The 17152-nt window shown below is 58.9% G+C and carries 16 protein-coding genes; 10 read left to right on the plus strand and 6 right to left on the minus strand.

Annotated elements, in window-relative coordinates; genetic code table 11:
- Window positions 1-377 precede the first annotated feature (377 nt).
- A complete protein-coding gene (locus CKW07_RS24625; protein ID WP_095147443.1) occupies window positions 378-1409 on the minus strand; it encodes an Ldh family oxidoreductase in 1032 nt (343 codons plus the stop codon).
- A 145-nt stretch (window positions 1410-1554) separates the two neighbouring features.
- Between CKW07_RS24625 and CKW07_RS24630 the strand changes: the two genes are divergently transcribed.
- The 7 genes from CKW07_RS24630 (at window position 1555) to CKW07_RS24660 (ending at window position 8517) form a co-directional block, all read left to right on the plus strand.
- A complete protein-coding gene (locus tag CKW07_RS24630; RefSeq protein ID WP_095147444.1) occupies window positions 1555-2430 on the plus strand; it encodes a MurR/RpiR family transcriptional regulator in 876 nt (291 codons plus the stop codon).
- 13 nt (window positions 2431-2443) lie between these two features.
- Window positions 2444-3199, plus strand: a complete 756-nt coding sequence (locus tag CKW07_RS24635) for a transporter substrate-binding domain-containing protein (protein WP_095147445.1) — start codon at window positions 2444-2446, stop codon at window positions 3197-3199.
- A gap of 111 nt (window positions 3200-3310) precedes the next feature.
- On the plus strand, window positions 3311-4030 hold the full coding sequence (locus CKW07_RS24640) for an ABC transporter permease (RefSeq protein WP_095077257.1): 720 nt from the start codon (window positions 3311-3313) through the stop codon (window positions 4028-4030).
- A complete protein-coding gene (locus tag CKW07_RS24645) occupies window positions 4027-4737 on the plus strand; it encodes an ABC transporter permease (RefSeq protein ID WP_095147446.1) in 711 nt (236 codons plus the stop codon). The genes CKW07_RS24640 and CKW07_RS24645 overlap by 4 nt, the downstream gene beginning before the upstream one ends.
- Window positions 4738-4788: 51 nt before the next feature.
- Complete coding sequence (locus tag CKW07_RS24650) at window positions 4789-6030, plus strand: FAD-binding oxidoreductase (protein ID WP_095147447.1); 1242 nt, start codon at window positions 4789-4791, stop codon at window positions 6028-6030.
- Between the two features lie 17 nt (window positions 6031-6047).
- On the plus strand, window positions 6048-6836 hold the full coding sequence (locus CKW07_RS24655; RefSeq protein ID WP_305883053.1) for an amino acid ABC transporter ATP-binding protein: 789 nt from the start codon (window positions 6048-6050) through the stop codon (window positions 6834-6836).
- 625 nt (window positions 6837-7461) lie between these two features.
- Window positions 7462-8517 carry an alpha/beta fold hydrolase gene (locus tag CKW07_RS24660; protein ID WP_095147448.1) on the plus strand — a complete coding sequence of 352 codons (1056 nt, stop codon included), beginning with the start codon at window positions 7462-7464 and terminating at the stop codon, window positions 8515-8517.
- 325 nt (window positions 8518-8842) lie between these two features.
- On the opposite strand, the gene CKW07_RS24665 is transcribed toward CKW07_RS24660, so the two are convergent.
- The 3 genes from CKW07_RS24665 to CKW07_RS24675 form a co-directional block, all read right to left on the minus strand.
- Entirely contained in the window at window positions 8843-9280 is a 438-nt protein-coding gene (locus tag CKW07_RS24665; RefSeq protein WP_095147449.1) for an NUDIX domain-containing protein, read from the minus strand.
- A gap of 389 nt (window positions 9281-9669) precedes the next feature.
- Window positions 9670-10365: a tRNA (adenine(22)-N(1))-methyltransferase TrmK gene (locus CKW07_RS24670; protein WP_305883054.1), complete on the minus strand. Its 696-nt coding sequence runs from the start codon at window positions 10363-10365 to the stop codon at window positions 9670-9672.
- 228 nt (window positions 10366-10593) lie between these two features.
- Window positions 10594-11052, minus strand: coding sequence for a helix-turn-helix domain-containing protein (locus tag CKW07_RS24675; protein ID WP_095147468.1), 459 nt, complete (start codon window positions 11050-11052; stop codon window positions 10594-10596).
- A gap of 135 nt (window positions 11053-11187) precedes the next feature.
- Here CKW07_RS24675 and CKW07_RS24680 point away from each other — a divergent pair, with 135 nt between their 5' ends.
- Together CKW07_RS24680 and CKW07_RS24685 are read left to right on the plus strand one after the other, a co-directional pair.
- Window positions 11188-12471, plus strand: coding sequence for an MFS transporter (locus CKW07_RS24680; RefSeq protein WP_095147451.1), 1284 nt, complete (start codon window positions 11188-11190; stop codon window positions 12469-12471).
- The gene (locus tag CKW07_RS24685; RefSeq protein ID WP_095147452.1) at window positions 12468-13364 is read left to right on the plus strand and encodes an EamA family transporter; all 897 of its coding nucleotides are present in this window, start codon (window positions 12468-12470) and stop codon (window positions 13362-13364) included. Before CKW07_RS24680 ends, CKW07_RS24685 begins: the two co-directional genes overlap by 4 nt.
- A gap of 146 nt (window positions 13365-13510) precedes the next feature.
- On the opposite strand, the gene CKW07_RS24690 is transcribed toward CKW07_RS24685, so the two are convergent.
- Complete coding sequence (locus tag CKW07_RS24690) at window positions 13511-14536, minus strand: NAD(P)-dependent oxidoreductase (RefSeq protein ID WP_159950297.1); 1026 nt, start codon at window positions 14534-14536, stop codon at window positions 13511-13513.
- 602 nt (window positions 14537-15138) lie between these two features.
- Between CKW07_RS24690 and CKW07_RS24695 the strand changes: the two genes are divergently transcribed.
- Window positions 15139-16212, plus strand: coding sequence for an FAD-binding oxidoreductase (locus tag CKW07_RS24695; protein ID WP_095147469.1), 1074 nt, complete (start codon window positions 15139-15141; stop codon window positions 16210-16212).
- A 177-nt stretch (window positions 16213-16389) separates the two neighbouring features.
- On the opposite strand, the gene CKW07_RS24700 is transcribed toward CKW07_RS24695, so the two are convergent.
- Entirely contained in the window at window positions 16390-16842 is a 453-nt protein-coding gene (locus CKW07_RS24700) for a hypothetical protein (protein WP_095147454.1), read from the minus strand.
- Window positions 16843-17152 lie beyond the last annotated feature (310 nt).

Genomic DNA, 17152 nt, shown 5'->3' on the forward strand with positions numbered 1-17152 from the left:
GCCAGGTCGACCCCAATTCGCATAAGCTTCATGTGTGGACTCCTTCTCACCGTTGACTGTGGTTCGCACTTTCAGTCTGGCACTCAAGATGCCGAAGTGAGGAGGAGTCCATCCCATTGCTTTTGGCTGTGGATTCAACCGGTCGATGCAACAGGCAGTCATGACAGGCAGCCATTGGCTGAAAGCACAGACAACCGTGAAAGACATTTTTGGCCGATGGGTACAGGCATGGCCCCCCACTGGGGTGTCGACTAGCTGGTTCCACCCCATGCCGAGCAAGACTTGAACCCTTGAAACAAGCCCCCCACAAACTCAGGTCTCGAGACCCCGGCCTTGGCCCCAAGTTGAACAGTGGTAAGGGACTACAACCAACGCTCTCAACCCGCCAGTTCGCGCAACCGCGCAAGCTCGGACGCCGGTAACGCAATGCCTTCGGCCAGGGACTTGGCCCGCTCCTGATAACGCCGGTCACCGGGCATGCGCTGCAAGCCCACCGCACGCATCTGCCGCACCAGTTCTTCGCTGCGGCTGGCGAAGTTGGCGCCTGCGGCCTTGCTCGGGTCGATCACGATGATCAACTGACCGGTCCACGGCGTTTGTGCGCCGGGGTGCTTGGACCAGTCGAATTCAAACGAGAAGTTCCCGCCGGTCAAGGCGGCCGCCAATAGTTCGACCATCATCGACAGGGCCGAGCCCTTGTGCCCGCCAAAGGGCAACAAGGCGCCTCCCGCGAGTATCGCTTGAGGGTCCCGGGTCGGTTGGCCCAGGCTATCGACCCCCATGCCTTCGGGCAATAACTGCCCCTTGCGCGCGGCAATCTGTACATCGCCGTGGGCGATGGCGCTGGTGGCCAGGTCAAAGACGATGGGGTCACCACCGGCGCGGGGTGCGGCAAAGGCAATCGGGTTGGTGCCAAACAGCGGCCGTTGCGCGCCATGGGGCACCACGCAGGTCATGCTGTTGACCACGCTCAAGGCCACCAGGCCTTCATCGGCAAAGGGTTCGACGTCCGGCCAGAGCGCGGCGAAATGGTGAGAGTTGCGAATCGCCAGGACCGCGATTCCGGCGCTGCGGGCCTTTTCAACCAGCAACCCACGGGCCGCGGCCAAGGCTGGCTGGGCGAAGCCATTGCCGGCATCGACCCGCACAAAGCCCGAAGCCACATCCTCGACCAACGGCACGGCCCGACCCTCCACCCAGCCGCTGGCCAGCGACGACAGGTAACCGGGAATGCGGAACACCCCATGGCTATGGGAACCGTCACGCTGGGCACTGGCACAGTTGTGAGCCAGCACCCGGGCCACCTCGGCCGAGGTGCCATGACGCTCGAGGATCCGTTGCAACATCTGACTCAGATCGGCGAACGAAACGGGCTCCACTGCGGGCAAGGCGGCGTTGAGTTGGGACATGCTGAGGCTCCAGTCGAGTTGTTGTTATGGCTGTGGAACAGCGTGACGAACTATCCGGCCGTGACAGTTATCTGTCAAATATTGACTTTATGACAGAAAACATCCACTTTCTTCCGCAAGCGCTGAATAACAACAGGAAACAGCCTTGAGCCAGCCGATCAAACAACGCCTTGAAAGCAGTCTGTCAACCGCCGCCGCCTCCGGTCGGGCGATTGCCAATTACATGCTGGCCAACCTCTATGAGCTGCCGTTCCAGACCGCTGCCGATATCGCCGCGAAGTTGAACGTCAGTGAATCCAGCGTCGGGCGTTTTTGTCGCTCCATCGGTTATAGCCACTTCAAAGACCTGAAAAACGACCTCAAGGCCGACCTGGGCGATGGCCCGTGGCTGGTGGGCGATCGTTTGCAGGAGTTCCGCCAGCAGGCCAGTCAAGGCCCGCAAGGTTTACCCCGCAGTTTCGAGCTGGAAGTCGCGGCGCTGGTCAAGGTCTACGAATACAGCCTCACCCAGGCCTGGCACACCGTCAGCCAGCGCTTGGCCACTCGGCGCAAGGTGTTCGTCGCCGGGTTCCAGACCGAACGCGGCATCGCTGCCTCCATGGTGCATCTGCTGCAGTACCTGCGCGATGACGTGCACTGGGTCGACGGTGCCGCCGGGCATTACGCCGAAGTGCTGCTCAGCGCCCCCGAGGACAGTGCGCTGGTGGTGTTCGAAGCCCGCCGCTATTCGCGTCACGCCCTCACTCTGTGCCGCAAGGCCCGCGAGGCGGGAATCCCCGTGACCCTGGTCACCGATACCTTTTGCGATTGGGCCGAGCAGAACGCCGACGAAGTGTTCCGCGTGCCCACCGAGTTCAACCTGTTCTGGGAATCGACGGCGGCGATGCTGTCGCTGGTGCACCTGCTGGTCAACGACGTCTGCAAGCAGCTGGGCCCGGAAGTCGAAAAGCGTCTTGAAGCGATTGCGGTCCTACACAACGAGTTCGTTGGATACACATCGTCACCCAGCTCAAAACAATAAAACGAGGTGCTAGATGAAACACGTCATTCGCTTTGCCAGTGCATGTGCAATGGTCCTGGCCGGTACAACCGGGGCGCAGGCTGAAGTACTGAAGATCGCCACCGAAGGGGCTTACCCGCCGTTCAACTACGTTGACTCGGACAACAAGCTGCACGGTTTCGATGTGGACATCGCCAACGCGCTGTGCGAACGCATGAACGTGCAGTGCAGCATCGTCGCCCAGGACTGGGAAGGGATTATCCCGGCGCTGATGGCCAAGAAATACGATGCCGTCGTGGCCTCAATGATCGCCACGGATGAACGCAAGCAGAAAATCGATTTCACCCATCACTACTACCGCACTCCCCTGTCCGTGGCCGTGCCCAAGGACTCGAACATCACTGACGCCCAGACCAACTTCAAGGGCCTCACGGTCGGCGCCCAGGCATCCTCGACCCAAGCCATCTATGCCGAAGACCATTACGGCCCGGCGGGAGCCGACGTGAAGTTCTACCCGACCCTGGATGAGGCCAACAGCGACCTGGCTGCCGGGCGGGTCGACGGGGTGATTGCCGACAAGTTCCCGCTGCTGGCCTGGATCGACAGCGCCGGCAAGGACTGCTGCAAGATCATCGGTGACGTCAACGGCACCACCGCCGATGCGTCCATCGCGGTGCGCAAGGGTGACGACGCCCTGCGCGAGCGCTTCAACAAGGCGCTGGATGAAATCGTCGCCGACGGCACCTACAAGAAGATCTCCAGCCGCTACTTCGCCTTCGATATCTATTGATCCCCTGGCCCTCAGGCGAGCCTGAGGGTCGTTCCTTGCCGACATGTTGCACCGCTCCCTCCCCGGGGGCGGCGAGCACGTGCGAGCTTAATTGACCGAGAGGGTTCGAGCATGTTCGAAAACCTGTCACTGCTTTCCTTCGCCAGCGGCGGCTGGGGTTCGGCCTTGCTGGCCGGCGCGCTGGTGACCATTGTCCTGGCCCTGAGCTGCCTGCCGATCGGCCTGCCGCTGGGCCTGGGCCTGGCGTTGGCCGCCCGCTCGCGACGACGCTGGCCGCGGGCCATGAGCACGGTTTTTTCCACCGTGTTCCGCGGGCTGCCCGAGTTGCTGACGCTGTTGATCATCTACTACGGCTGCCAGATCGGCGCACAGAAACTGTTGGCCGCGATGGGCTACGAGGCCGAAGTTGCGATCAATCCTTTCGTCGCCGCGATGATCGCCTTCAGCCTGGTGTTCGCCGCGTTCTCCAGCCAGATCTGGCTGGGCGCCTTCAAGACCGTACCCAAGGGCCAGTTCGAAGCTGCGGCCGCCCTTGGCCTGTCCCGGCGCACCACCTTTACCAAGGTGGTACTGCCACAGCTGGTGCGCATTGCCCTGCCGGGCCTGTCGAATAACTGGCTGTCGCTGCTCAAGGACACCTCGCTGGTGTCGACCATCTCTCTGGTCGACCTGATGCGCCAGACGAACCTGGCGGTCAGCGTCACCAAGGAACCGATGCTGTTCTACACGGTGGCCTGCTTTGGCTACCTGTTTTTCTCGGCCATTTCCGGCCGGTTGTTCCAGTTCCTGGAGCAGTATTTCAGCCGCCATCAACGGAGCGTTCGCCCATGAGCTTCGATGAATTGCAGAACCTGTTCCTCAGCCCTGACTTGTTGGAGCGCTATGGCCCACGCTTCATCGATGGCCTGTTGGTGACCGCCAAGCTGGTGGCCATTTCCTTCACGCTCGGCGCCCTGCTCGGTCTGCTGATCGCGTTGGGCCGGTTGTCGAATAACCGCTTTATCAGCCGTTTTACCAGCGTCTATGTGTATTTCTTCCGCGGCTCGCCGCTGCTAGCCCAGCTGTTCATGCTCTATTACGGCCTGGGTTCGTTCAAAGGCTTCTGGCAGGACGTGGGCCTGTGGTGGTTCTTCCGTGACGCCTGGTTCTGCACGCTCCTGGCCTTCACCCTGAACACGGCGGCCTATCAGGCCGAGATTCTGCGCGGCAGCATCCTGGCCGTGGCCCAGGGCCAGCGCGAAGCCTCGAAAGCCCTCAGCCTGTCGCGCTGGACCACCTTCCGCAAAATCATCCTGCCGCAATCCCTGTTGGTGGCCATCGGTCCGCTGGGCAATGAACTGATCCTGATGATCAAGGCCAGCGCCATTGCCTCGCTGGTGACCATCTACGACTTGATGGGGGTGACCAAGCTGGCCTTCTCGCGCAGTTTCGACTTCCAGATCTACCTCTGGGCCGCCGTGCTCTACCTGCTGATCGTGGAAGTGGTGAGGCGCAGCCTGAAAGCGCTGGAGGGCCGCCTCGGCCGTCACCTGCAGTAAACCGGTTTTTTCTCGGGCTGCCGTGAGCGCCCCTGCATCAAGGATCTACCCATGCATTGCGAAACCATCGTTCTGGGCGCCGGGATTGTCGGCGTCAGTACCGCACTCCAGTTACAGGCCCGTGGCCGCAAGGTCGTACTGATCGACCGCCAACAGCCGGGCAATGGCACCAGCCACGGCAACGCCGGGCTGATCGAGCGCGCCAGCGTGATTCCCTATGCGTTCCCGCGCCAGCTCTCGAGCCTGGTGCGCTACGCCCTCAACCAGCAGTCGGACGTGCGCTACAGCCTGAAACACCTGCCCAAGGCCGGGCCGTGGTTGCTGCAATACTGGCGGCACTCTGGGGCCAAGGGATTGGCCGCCGCGACCCGGGCCATGTTGCCGTTGGTGGAGCGCTGCGTCAGCGAACATGACCTGCTCTCGGCGCCGGCCGGCATGGACAAGTTGATCCAGGCCAGTGGTTGGGTCGAGGCCTACAGCGCGCAACCGGCGTTTGCCAAGGCCCAACGCGATGCCGCCGCGCTCAAGGACTATGGCCTGAATTATGAAGTGCTCGACCGGGACCAGGTGCATGCCCGTCAACCGGGCTTGCACAGCAGCGTGGTCGGCGGCATTCACTGGCTGGACCCCAAGACCGTCAGCGACCCCGGCGGCCTGACCCGTGGTTATGCCGAACTGTTCGTCAAGCGCGGTGGCGTGTTCGTGCTCGGCGATGCCCTCTCCCTGCGCCAGCGCGTCGGTAAATGGGAAGTGCAGAGCGAACAGGGCCTGGTGATTGCCGACGAAGCCGTCGTGGCCCTCGGCCCGCAAGCCCGGGGCATCTTCGAACCCTTGGGGTATGACATCCCGCTGGCGATCAAGCGCGGCTACCACATGCACTATGCCGCCCTGCCGGGTACCCGTTTGCAACAACCGCTGCTCGACCCCGTGGGCGGTTATGTCCTGGCACCGATGGTGGGGGGCATTCGCCTGACCACGGGTATCGAGTTCGCCGACAGCGAAGACCCGATCAACGAAATCCAGTTGCGTCGCTGCGAAGAACTGGCACGCGCCTTCTACCCGCTGGGCGAACGCCTGGACGCCGAGCCCTGGCTGGGTCGCCGCCCGTGCCTGCCGGACATGTGCCCGGTAATCGGCCCGGCACCGCGGCACAAGGGTTTGTGGTTCAACTTCGGGCATGCCCACCATGGCCTGACCCTCGGCCCGGTCTGCGGCCGTTTGCTGGCCGAGTTGATGACCGGCGCCATGCCCTTTACCGACCCTGCCCCATACAGCGCCGAGCGCTTCCACTGATTGCCGGAGACCAGACCATGAACGCCCTCTCTGCCCTTGTAGATACGCCGCTCGCCGCTCGCCCCGACACCCGTAAAGTGGTGGTCGATATCGCCGGCCTGAACAAGTTCTATGGCGCATTCCATGTGTTGCACAACATTGACCTGAAAGTTCGCGAAGGTGAACGCATCGTGCTCTGCGGGCCTTCCGGCTCCGGAAAATCGACACTGATCCGCTGCATCAACCGGCTGGAAGTCGCCGAAAAAGGCCGCATCCTGGTCAACGACACCGACTTGTCCCAGACCACCCGCGAGGCCGCCAAGGTTCGTAGCGAAGTGGGCATGGTGTTCCAGCATTTCAATCTGTTCCCGCACATGAGCGTGCTCGACAACTGCACCCTGGCCCCGATCTCGGTGCGCGGCCTGAGCCGCAAGAAGGCCGAGGAACTGGCCCAGCATTTCCTGCAAAAAGTCGGTATTGCCAGCCAGGCCGACAAGTACCCCAGCCAGCTCTCGGGCGGCCAGCAACAACGCGTGGCCATCGCCCGGGCGTTATGCATGGAACCGAAAATCATGCTGTTCGACGAACCCACCTCGGCGCTCGACCCGGAGATGGTCAGCGAAGTGCTGGATGTGATGGTGAAGCTGGCAGGCAGCGGCATGACCATGCTGTGCGTCACCCACGAGATGGGCTTTGCCCGGCAAGTGGCCGAGCGCGTGCTGTTTCTCGACGGCGGCCAGATCATCGAGGACGCCCCGCCCCAGGACTTCTTCAGCGCCCCGAAAAGCGCGCGGGCCAAGGCGTTTCTTGCGCAAATCGTACACTGAGGCGGCGCAGGCGCGCGGCTTGCAAAGCTCTAACCGGCGCCAACCGCCGACATTCATCCAGGTCATGTAAACAACTGGACAGCAGCTGGCATCCGTTGCCAGCGCGACAACGACTCTGCCCTTGCTGTATCGAGGGCAGCGTACTCTTTGGCCTGACACACCAGTTGGGGCACCTCGGATAGCAACCACTTGTTCCGGACACGGAATTTCCGACACCGAGGCCAGCTATGGGTCGTTAGCGGCTCTTTGCGACCGGCAGCAGTCGGCCCAAAGTGTGTAAAAACGCTTCGCCAAAATTGAAGTGTGCGCGTCTACGTTAAATCTGAAATTTATCGGCACGTCAGGCAGATGTGGGTTTCGCGTAGAAGCGCGATTTCCAGTCCAGTTTTGAGTACCTGTCGCGCTCAAAAACGTTTTTACACACCCTCGGCCAAAAGCGAACGTCAGCCTTCTCGCTAAGACCGCGAATAGCGTTAACGATGAAAATTATGAGCGGCGGTTCGAATCTGGGCTTTAATGCCCGTGCTTGTATGCAACCACATTAATTTCGACTCCGTAGGAAGGTGGATGCGCCTTACGGCGGGGTCAGGTGCTATGCACTTGTCTAATCAAGGAAGAAACGACATTGAAAATAGCTTTCGGCGCCCTGTTGTTGGCTTGGCTGACGACTATCGCATTTGCTGACGAGAACCCCGTCGGTTTCCAATCTTCCACACTGCCGGATTCGCACAATGACCGCGCACTGGAGATGGTTGTTTGGTACCCGAGTGCAACTACCGCAGCCACGCAACTGATCGCCGATACTGTGGTGTTTGTTGGTGCTTCTGCCGTTCGTAACGCGCCGCCATCTGCCGGCGAACATCCATTGGTGGTGCTATCCCACGGATACAGGGGTAACTGGAGCAACCAGATTTGGCTTGCCAGTGCTCTGGCTCATAGGGGTTACATCGTCGCCGCAATCAATCACCCTGGCACCACCACCCATGACCTCAGCCCTCAAGCAGCTGCGCAGTTATGGCAGCGGCCCGTTGATCTGCGCCGAGCCATTGATAGGGTCACGACTCAACCTGAAAAATTTGGCCAGGTCGCCAATGGCCGAATTGCAGTAGTGGGCCATTCACTCGGCGGCTGGACCGCCCTGCAGATCGCCGGTGCTCGTTTCGATCCAGACCTGTTCGCCCATGACTGCAAAGCCCACCCGCAGTTAGCCGGTTGCATCGTTTACGGACAGATAAGCCCCGCAAACACCTCAGAATCAAAGGCCGCGCTGGCCGCCGATTGGCGCGATAAACGCGTCACTGCCGTGGTTACATTGGACCTGGGCCTTTCACGGGGTCTAACCAATGAAAGCCTGGCCGCGCTGCCTGTACCCGCTCTGGTGATCGCTGCCGGCGTACCGTCGCGCGAACTTCCCGCTGAGTTGGAGTCTGCCAACCTGGCCAAACGCCTGCCTGCGGCGTCAAGCCATTACGTCGAGATCAGCGACGCAAGCCATTTCAGCTTCATGTCGATGTGCAAACCTGGTGCGCAGGTAATGCTCGAAGAAGACGTACCAGGCGATGGCATCATTTGCCGGGATGGCGATAACGGTCGCGCTCGTGGGTTGATTCAGCAGCAAATTACATCACTGATAGCAGAGTTTCTGGCGCAATCACCTGGCTACAAAAAAGACAGTTTGTAAACTGATAGTACTGACTTGCCGCGGCTCAACGAAAACGCCGTAGGCGCCATTTTAGCGCCCATGCAATCTCTCGGATCGTTGGCCTGGGATGAGAGCTGGGCCGTAAGCGGCCATTCGTGGACGGCTGCTTTCGGCCGAGGCGGTGTAAAAACGTTTTAGAACACGTTTGATAGTCGGGCTTGGAGCAAAAATCGCGCTCCTACGCAAGTTTCTGGTCTGCTGATTACACAAGCACACCTGCAGATTTTACGTAGCAACGCAGACTTCAAAACGGCGCATGCGTTTTTACACACTCTGGGCCAAAAGCAGTCGTTCGGCAGATGAATCAGGGATGCTTGTCCGTCCAGTGCCCACGCGCTTCCAAAGCCTCGCACAAAAAGACCAGCGCTCGACGAAAGACAGGGTGGCAATCGGTATAGGGTAACTGGTCGAGCGAAGCCCAGAAAAATTCGAAAAGGTGGCCATGGTCATCGAGCGTCTGATGAGACCATTGCTCAGGTAGTGGTCCACCTGGCTGGCACAGTTGAAACGACCAGATCTGACCGTGATGACCGGTATCCCAACACCCTAGATCGTCTTTGATTATGGCTGCACTTATACCAGACTCTTCCGCTAGTTCACGCAGGGCCGCTTGCCCCGGTGTTTCCCCCTTTTCAATGGTGCCCTTTACCAGTTGCACCCCAGCTTGCGGATGACGGAACAAGAGGATCCTGGGGAGCCGCGTGGATGAAAGAACTACTGAGCAGGCCTTGTCAGGGAGCATGGCGATTTCCATATCGGCAATGAAGGCTGGCCATCATACGCTTTCAGGTAAGCCGTGACGGGTGTGGGCCGAATGCTTACTGGGCATTGTGAACATCTGCAATGGGCCGATAGCGGCTCTCACTGCCAGGCAGCAGTCGGCCGGAAGCTGTCATTCAGATGTGTCTACGAATTTGAGGGCGATTCAAATTGGCCCTCGATTCGTCTTAAGCTTTGTACGAAAAGTGCCTACGCGCCGATCATGCCGCGTTGAAAACCGGCTCGGACGCGAGCCCGGTCGGAATGCTCATTGACAACCCAATAGTCGAGCGCGACCCCGGCCGCTCCTCGCCTGTGTTTGCCTTGCCTGATCGCCGCTCGGCGACTTTTCGTACAACCCCTGGACCGGACTCAAGCCAGTAGCTCGGTGATCCACCGGGCCTGCCGGGCGATGTCTTGCACCTTCTCCTCGGGCACGGCCTGCCGCGCCCGGGCGAAGTGGGTCAGGGTCTGCTGCTTCAGGCGCAGCATGCGCTGCCACTTGCGCAGGAATGCCGGGCTGCGTGCCTGCATCTGCAGCGGGCCAAAGTACAGCTCCTCGGCGGTGTACAGCACCGGCCCGGCGCGCTCGGCGACGATGATTTCGTAGTCGAAGCGGTTTTCCCGCAGCACTTCCTCGCAGAGGATGCAGTAGCCATTTTCCATCAGCCATTGGCGCAGTGGCTGCTCGCCGCCGTTGGGCTGCAGGATCAGGCGTTCCTGGCCGCTCAGGCGCGCCTTGCCGCTGTCGAGGATGTCGCGGATCGTCTCGCCGCCCATGCCGCAGAGGCTGATCGCCGTGATCCCGTCTCCCGGTTCTATCGCCGCCAGGCCGTTGGCCAGGCGCACAGTAATCCGCAGGTCTTGGCCGTTCTCGCGCACGGTGCGTTCGGCCGAGCGGAACGGCGTCAATGCCACCTCGCCGGCCACCGCCGCCGCGATGGCGCCACGGCGCATCAACGCCACTGGCAGGTAGCCGTGATCCGAGCCAATATCGGCCAGGCGCGCACCTGCTGGCACATGCGCCGCCACGCGCTCCAGGCGCATGGACAATGTCTGTTCGTTCAACTGCAGCCCCTTTTCACCACGAACGTCCGGCACCTCTGGCCGGATCGGGGCGCAATTCTGTCGAGCAACGCCGTGCATTTCAACTTTATGCGACAAGGGCCATGGCTCGACCCGTACCTACCGCTCGCGAAGAGGCGCAAGCATCATGACTCTGCGAGACTGAACACCTAGCAAACTGGCTCGAATGCCCCTAGGGTCGTTCTGGTATGAGGTAAGTCTGCTGTCGATTCACGACTCGTCGGCAACAAGTCTCACTCTGTGGCAGTCAGACGGTCCAAGTTTTTGACCGCTTGATGAGCGAACATCAATCGGCATTAGAGCCTGTCCGGACTCGTTGTCCAACAGCACAGAACGTATCTCTCCCGGCTCGAACAGGAAACGTTCGCCCCACTGCCTCATACTGACCACAACCGGAAAGATTTCCCGTCCTTTGTTCGTAAGAACGTACTCCTTGTAGGCGCTGCCATCTGACGCCGGTCGAACGTCGAATACACCGACCTCAACCAACGTTTTCAGTCGCGATGCCAGAATATTCTTGGCCACGCCCAAGCTTTTTTGAAATTCGCTGAATCGGCGAATGTCGTCAAATGCGTCGCGGATGATCATGAGCGACCAGCGATCTCCAATTACCTCCAGTGTTCTTGCTACCGGGCATTCGCTGCTTTGCGGTGAAGCACCTTCGACCATCGTATTTACCTTTTGGATAAGGATTGCCAAGTCTGTCGATCAATCTGGCTCAATGTAGTTGCAATTTGAAACCTGATCCAGCAACAATTGAAACAGGTTTTGAATTGAAACCAGTTTAACGCCATGGAGGCGTACATGACAGCAGATGCCGACTCAGCCACCAAACGTTTCTCCAGGCAGCCTTCGGGATTGCCGCATACGGATACCGGAGAAATCAGCAGGACCGACCGGTCTCCGGGGCTTTCTCCGTCACTCACGTTATTGTTTTCCGTCACCTGCGCACTTGCAGTAGCCAATGTTTACTTTGCCCAACCCTTGCTGGCCTCAATGGCGCAGAGCCTGGGCGTCACCTCAGGATTGATCGGGGTCGTGGTGACGGCCACTCAGGTTGGATACGCACTGGGGTTGCTATTGATCGTACCGCTGGGCGATATGGTCAACCGTAAACGGCTGATTTTCACTCAAGTGATCCTGTCTGCGATTGCGCTGGCGGCAGTTGGCGCATCACAGCAATGGCTGGCCCTGCTGGGGGCCATGATCGTGATGGGCTTACTGGCAGTGGTCGTTCAGGTGCTTGTGGCCTATGCCGCCGTGCTGGCAACGCCATCACAACGTGGGCAGGCAGTGGGAACAGTAACCAGCGGAGTTGTCCTGGGTATTCTTCTGGCACGGTTTGCCTCTGGGCTGATCGCAGATCTAGCGGGCTGGCGCGCCGTTTATTTCGTTTCCTCAGGATTGATGCTGACCATCGCGGCGGTGTTCTGGAAAGTGGTTCCTGGCACAGTGTCGCCACGCAATCAACACTCCTACCAAGCGCTCATCGGGTCACTGTTCAAGCTGTTCATGACCGAACCGGTTTTGCGGATCAGGGGCCTGCTGGCCTTACTGATCTTTGCCGCTTTTTCCGTGCTATGGACATCTATGGTGCTGCCGTTGAGCGCTCCGCCACTGACGCTTTCACACACTGCCATCGGCATGTTTGGCTTGGCCGGCGTCGCCGGTGCCCTTGCTGCCAGAAAAGCAGGTCGCTGGGCCGATCAAGGTTTGGGACAACGAGTTACCGGCATTTCGCTGGGGCTCCTGACGCTTTCCTGGTTGTTCATCACTTTTGCCGAGACGTCCCTGATCGCGCTGGTTTGCGGAGTGGTCTTGCTCGACTTCGCGGTGCAAGCAGTACACGTCACCAACCAGAGCCTCATTTTTGCTGCACGACCCGATGCCCAAAGTCGCATGGTCGGCGCCTACATGTGCTTCTACTCGGTCGGTAGCGCGCTGGGGGCGGCAGCCGCGACACAGGTTTATGCGCTCTGGGGCTGGATGGCAGTAAGCCTGCTGGGCGCCTTGATCAGCGCTACAGCTTTGGCGCTGTGGGTTCTTACGAGTCATTTCTCGACTACCACTCAAGGAAGATCAGCATGAAAGCCGGGCACCTACTACTCGCAATCTCGATTACTGCCATATGGGGCTTGAATTTCTCGGTGATCAAACTGGGCCTCATCAGCGTTGACCCGCTGATTCTTGCTGGTATTCGCTTCACGCTTTGCGCCCTTCCAGCAATCTTTTTCATTCCGAAACCTGATGTGCAGTGGCGCTATATCATCGGTTACGGTCTGGTCTTCGGTATCGGACTTTGGGGCGTCGTTAACATTGGCATCAAGTCTGGTCTATCAGCAGGAATCGCTTCGCTGGTGCTTCAGTTCAGCGCGTTTTTCACCCTCCTGCTGGGCTCATGGATTTTCAAGGAAGCGATTTCCCGCTACCAACTTGCGGGTATAGGTATCGCCTCCTGTGGCTTGTTGAGCATCATCTCAATTGCTGATGGGACAGTAACGATGGCCGGGCTGGTCTTGACGCTGCTGGGAGCGGTCGCCTGGAGTGCGGCCAACGTGATCAATAAAAAAGCGAAGACCACTCAGGTCTTCGCTTTCCTTGTGTGGTCCAGCGCGTTTTCGCCCATCCCTTTGTTCGCGCTTGATTACGCGGTGAACGGCTCGACGGGTTACAGCGCATTGGTGAACCAACTCGACTACCGCGCTGTCCTGTCGATCCTGTTCCAGGTATACCCCAATACACTGTTCGGCTACTGGGTGTGGAACTCACTTCTGAAACGATATCCAGTGTCTACAGTCGCGCCATTGTCCTTATTGGTGCCGGTATTCGGACTGCTCGGTTCAGTCATGATTTTCAATGAGAGCCTGTCACTCAACAAAATAGTTGCCGTCGTTCTCATCGTGTCGGGGCTAGGTGTCGGCTTATACGGACAGCGCGTCCTCAGTACGCTGCTCAAGCGCTCTGACCGATGCCCATCGTGATGTAACAACACGAGCTGGAAACCTTCTGATCACTGCTGAAGCCTGGGGTGACTTCCGTGCTCAAGCCTTAGCACGAAGACATCCTAGATTCATTTGTTATGAATGACTGGCAGCCATGGGTTCGCGAGCAAGCCCTCTCCCACAGGTCAAGGGGCAATCTGCCCATTCACCCGCAACCAGTCCTCGGACCGGCGCAACCCGTCTTCCAGAGAAACCTTCGGTTCATAACCCAACAAACGCCGGGCCTTGGCGATCGAGATATCGCCGGTACGGGCGAGCATGTACATCGCGTCCGGGGTGACTTCACTGTTGATCTTGAACAAACCGTTCACCCGCCAGATGAAGTGGGTCAGCGCGGTCGCCAGTGTGAGGGGCAGCGTTCGCGGTGTGCCGCTACGTCCGGCCCAGCGCCAGTGATTGGCGAAAAACGTCTTGCAGGTGGTGGGGCTGGCGCTGCTCAGATGGAAGATATGCCCCCGCGCCTGAACAAGGCCCGCCGCCAACATGATGCCGTCGAGCAAATCCTCGACGTACACCGGAGTGAAAACCCCCTTGCCACCATTGGGCAGAATCAATGCCCCGGCCTTGGCCATTTTCAAGGGTTCGATCAGCCAGGCTCGCGAACCCGGACCGTACACATCCCCCGGACGCACAATGGTGCAGTCGATCTCCCCCGCCGCATGGCTGGCCAGCACCACGTGCTCGCTCGCGCCCTTGGCCACGCCGTAGCGATATTGGTCGCCGATCACCACGTCGCTGGACTCATCGGCCATATCCGGGTAGTTCCAGCCCAGCGCCGCAATTGAAGAAATGTGCAAGAAACGCTTTGCACCACCGGCAATCGCGACGTTCAGGCAGTTGCGCACACCTTGCACCGACACTTCGCGATAGAGTGCCCAGGGCGCCGCGAGTGATACCACCGCTGCGGTATTGATGAACAACTCGCAACCCCTGGCATGCTCGGCCCAGACCTGTGGCCGGGTCAAGTCGCCGGCAATGACATCGTTGTCCGGGTCGGCGTACAGATCCATGCCCCGAACCTGTGCGCCCAGCGCTTTGTAGCGCTTGAGCAGCGCCTTGCCGATAAATCCGTTGGCGCCGGTGATGAACACCGAACGGGGAGCCTCCGGTTGTTGCCCACCGGAGCCAACGGGCATGGTTGCCTTAGTCATACGAAAACCTCGCAACGTGCTCGGGGCCGTCGCTCTGAGTGCCATTCTTGTCGTTGAGGATCACGCAGATCCTTCGCTAGCTTGCGGCACCCTGATGATCCGGATTGTTCATTTCACGCCAACTTTCAATCAGATCGTGCCTGTGAAGTAAACCGTAGCGGGTAATGTGCAAAGGTGAGCGTGACCTCGAAAAGTCTGCTGATGAACGGCGTGCTTCATGGATTCGATGAACTCCCCTTTGGCTTGGTATTTCCACACCCTCGGCAGCCCCTCTGATGCAGGTAAGGAAGAACCGCATGAACCCCATCCTGAATACGTTGACCCTCGCCGCTGCGATGATCGCGCCGCGAGCGACTGCGTAACGGCTAACGAATAAGTTCGGGTTCGAAACACCGACCTCCATCGATAGCAGCCCTTCACGACAGACCACTCCCAGCCGTTGACATAGGCAATGCTCTATTGCGGGCCGAAATCGCAACGGGAGTTTTTCAACGGACCCGGCCAGAAGCGGACGCGCAAAGGAGTCATGGACGACCAGGTTTCCAGGTCATTCGATCATCCGGATGTCGTACCATCATCGGGTCGACAAAGCGGAGGTTGATATGGGCAATGGTGTAGACAAACGAGTCGTTGTCATTGGCGCAGGCATAGTGGGTGCGTCCCTGGCGTATCACCTGGCTAGCAAAGGCGCGAATGTCATCCTGGTCGAGGCTGAAGGAATAGCGTCTGGAGTGACTGGAAGCTCATTCGCATGGATCAACACCTCACACAGCGGGACCGATCCAATCGCGCAATTGCGCGGTGCCGCCATCAACGAGTACCGCCGACTCGAAACCGAACTGCCTGGTCTGAAGGTACGATGGACAGGCTCCCTGTCTTACAGCGCGAGCTTGGGTGGAGTGCTGCAAGCCTCAGGTCACCAGCCTTCGGCCACCCTGGTGTCCCGCTCCCAGATTCTCGGCCTTGAGCCAAACCTGAAGAATCCCCCTCGGCATGCTTTGTATGAAGCTGAAGAAGGCGCGCTGGACGCAGTGCAAGCAACGCATGCTTTGATCGCAGGTGCCCAGGCTCATGGGGCGAAGGTTCTCACACAGACTCGGGTGCTCGGCTTTACAACCCAGAGTGCAAAGGTGACGGGAGTCGAAACCGCAATGGGCGTCATCGATGCCGACATTGTCGTGCTGGCAGCAGGGACTGGCATCACGAAGCTGACAGAGACGCTAAAAGTGCCCCTTCCAATCGAGGCCTCTCCTGCAATATTCATCCGCTACAAGTCACAACCCAATCTCGTGCACACCATCATCTCTAGCCCTGAAATGGAAGTGAGACAAAGCACGGATGGTACGTTGCTAGCGGCGGAAGATTACTTGGGCGACTCTTTGGAAAACCAGCCAGTAGCGATAGCGCTACGAACCGCCAAGGCCATACAGAACGAACTCTACGGGGTTATTTCCATTGATCCGGAATTGGCTTGTGTCGGACTCAGACCCATTCCTGTCGATGGCATCCCCATCATCGGCTATTTACCCAATATCGGCGGTGTATACGTTTGCGCGATGCATCCTGGAGTTACTCTGGCGGCGATAGTAGGCCGCCTTGCCAGCGAGGAGATAATCGACGACAAGGCATCTTCTGCCCTTAGCCCATGCCGTCCCGAGCGATTCTTCCAAGCGTAGGGGGACACTTATTGAATCGCCTCTGGTTTCATAGAGACAACCTGGGTTCCCGGACAGGATCATAGGCCTGCTTTCGGTCGATCTCTGCCGGTTCGGTTGCACTGCGCAGCGTCCAGTTTGACCTGCACTGAGTGGCTGACCAGCGCAAACCTATGGAACGGGTCGAAATGGCCGAGGCTATTTCATCGAGCTTACTTGCTGGATATCCCCACAAAAAATATCGACGTTGCCACTTTCCGGTGCAGTTCGCACGAGGATGGAGTACTCACCGGAAAGCAGGACGGGCAGTTCGACAGGTGCGCTTCTAGAGAACGTCCAGCCGCGTATGGGTTGGGGTTCGGTGTTGACCTGATCATTCATTGCGTAGGCGACTGACCCGGGTTGCTGGCAACTGCCTTTATTGATGAACGTGTAGAGGCGCAACGGCAGCGAGACCCCGCTTGGAGCACCACTGATGAAGAAACTGAGTCCCGTCTGTTTGTCCCAGCTTGCCAACGTTACATTACCGATCTGACCGGTGTTATGCCGGGTGGCAACCAAAGGAACGGACACTCCATGGTCCGATGACGTGGTGCAGCCGAAGAGGCTTGCGGTGATCATGAGAGCTGCAAGTGAATGTCTGAGTATCATTGCCAAACCCCTGTGTTGAAAAACTGCAATGGGAGATTAGCGGGTATAGCTCATCAATTGACTTCCTGGCGCTGCCGGCACCCGGTTTTCTCCTTCTGAAAAGCGATTTTGGATCATTTCCAAGCAGCTGCTTCTGGCCGAGGCTGTGTAAAAACGTTTTAGAACACGTTTGACAGTCGGGGCTTGAACAAAAATCGCGCTCCTACGCAAATCTCTGGTCTGCTGATTACACAAGCACCAGCGGATTTTACGTAGCAACGCAGACTTCAAAACGGCGCATGCGTTTTTACACACTCTGGGCCGTTTGCTG

The organism is Pseudomonas sp. Irchel s3b6 (genome assembly GCF_900187415.1).
GTDB lineage: Bacteria > Pseudomonadota > Gammaproteobacteria > Pseudomonadales > Pseudomonadaceae > Aquipseudomonas.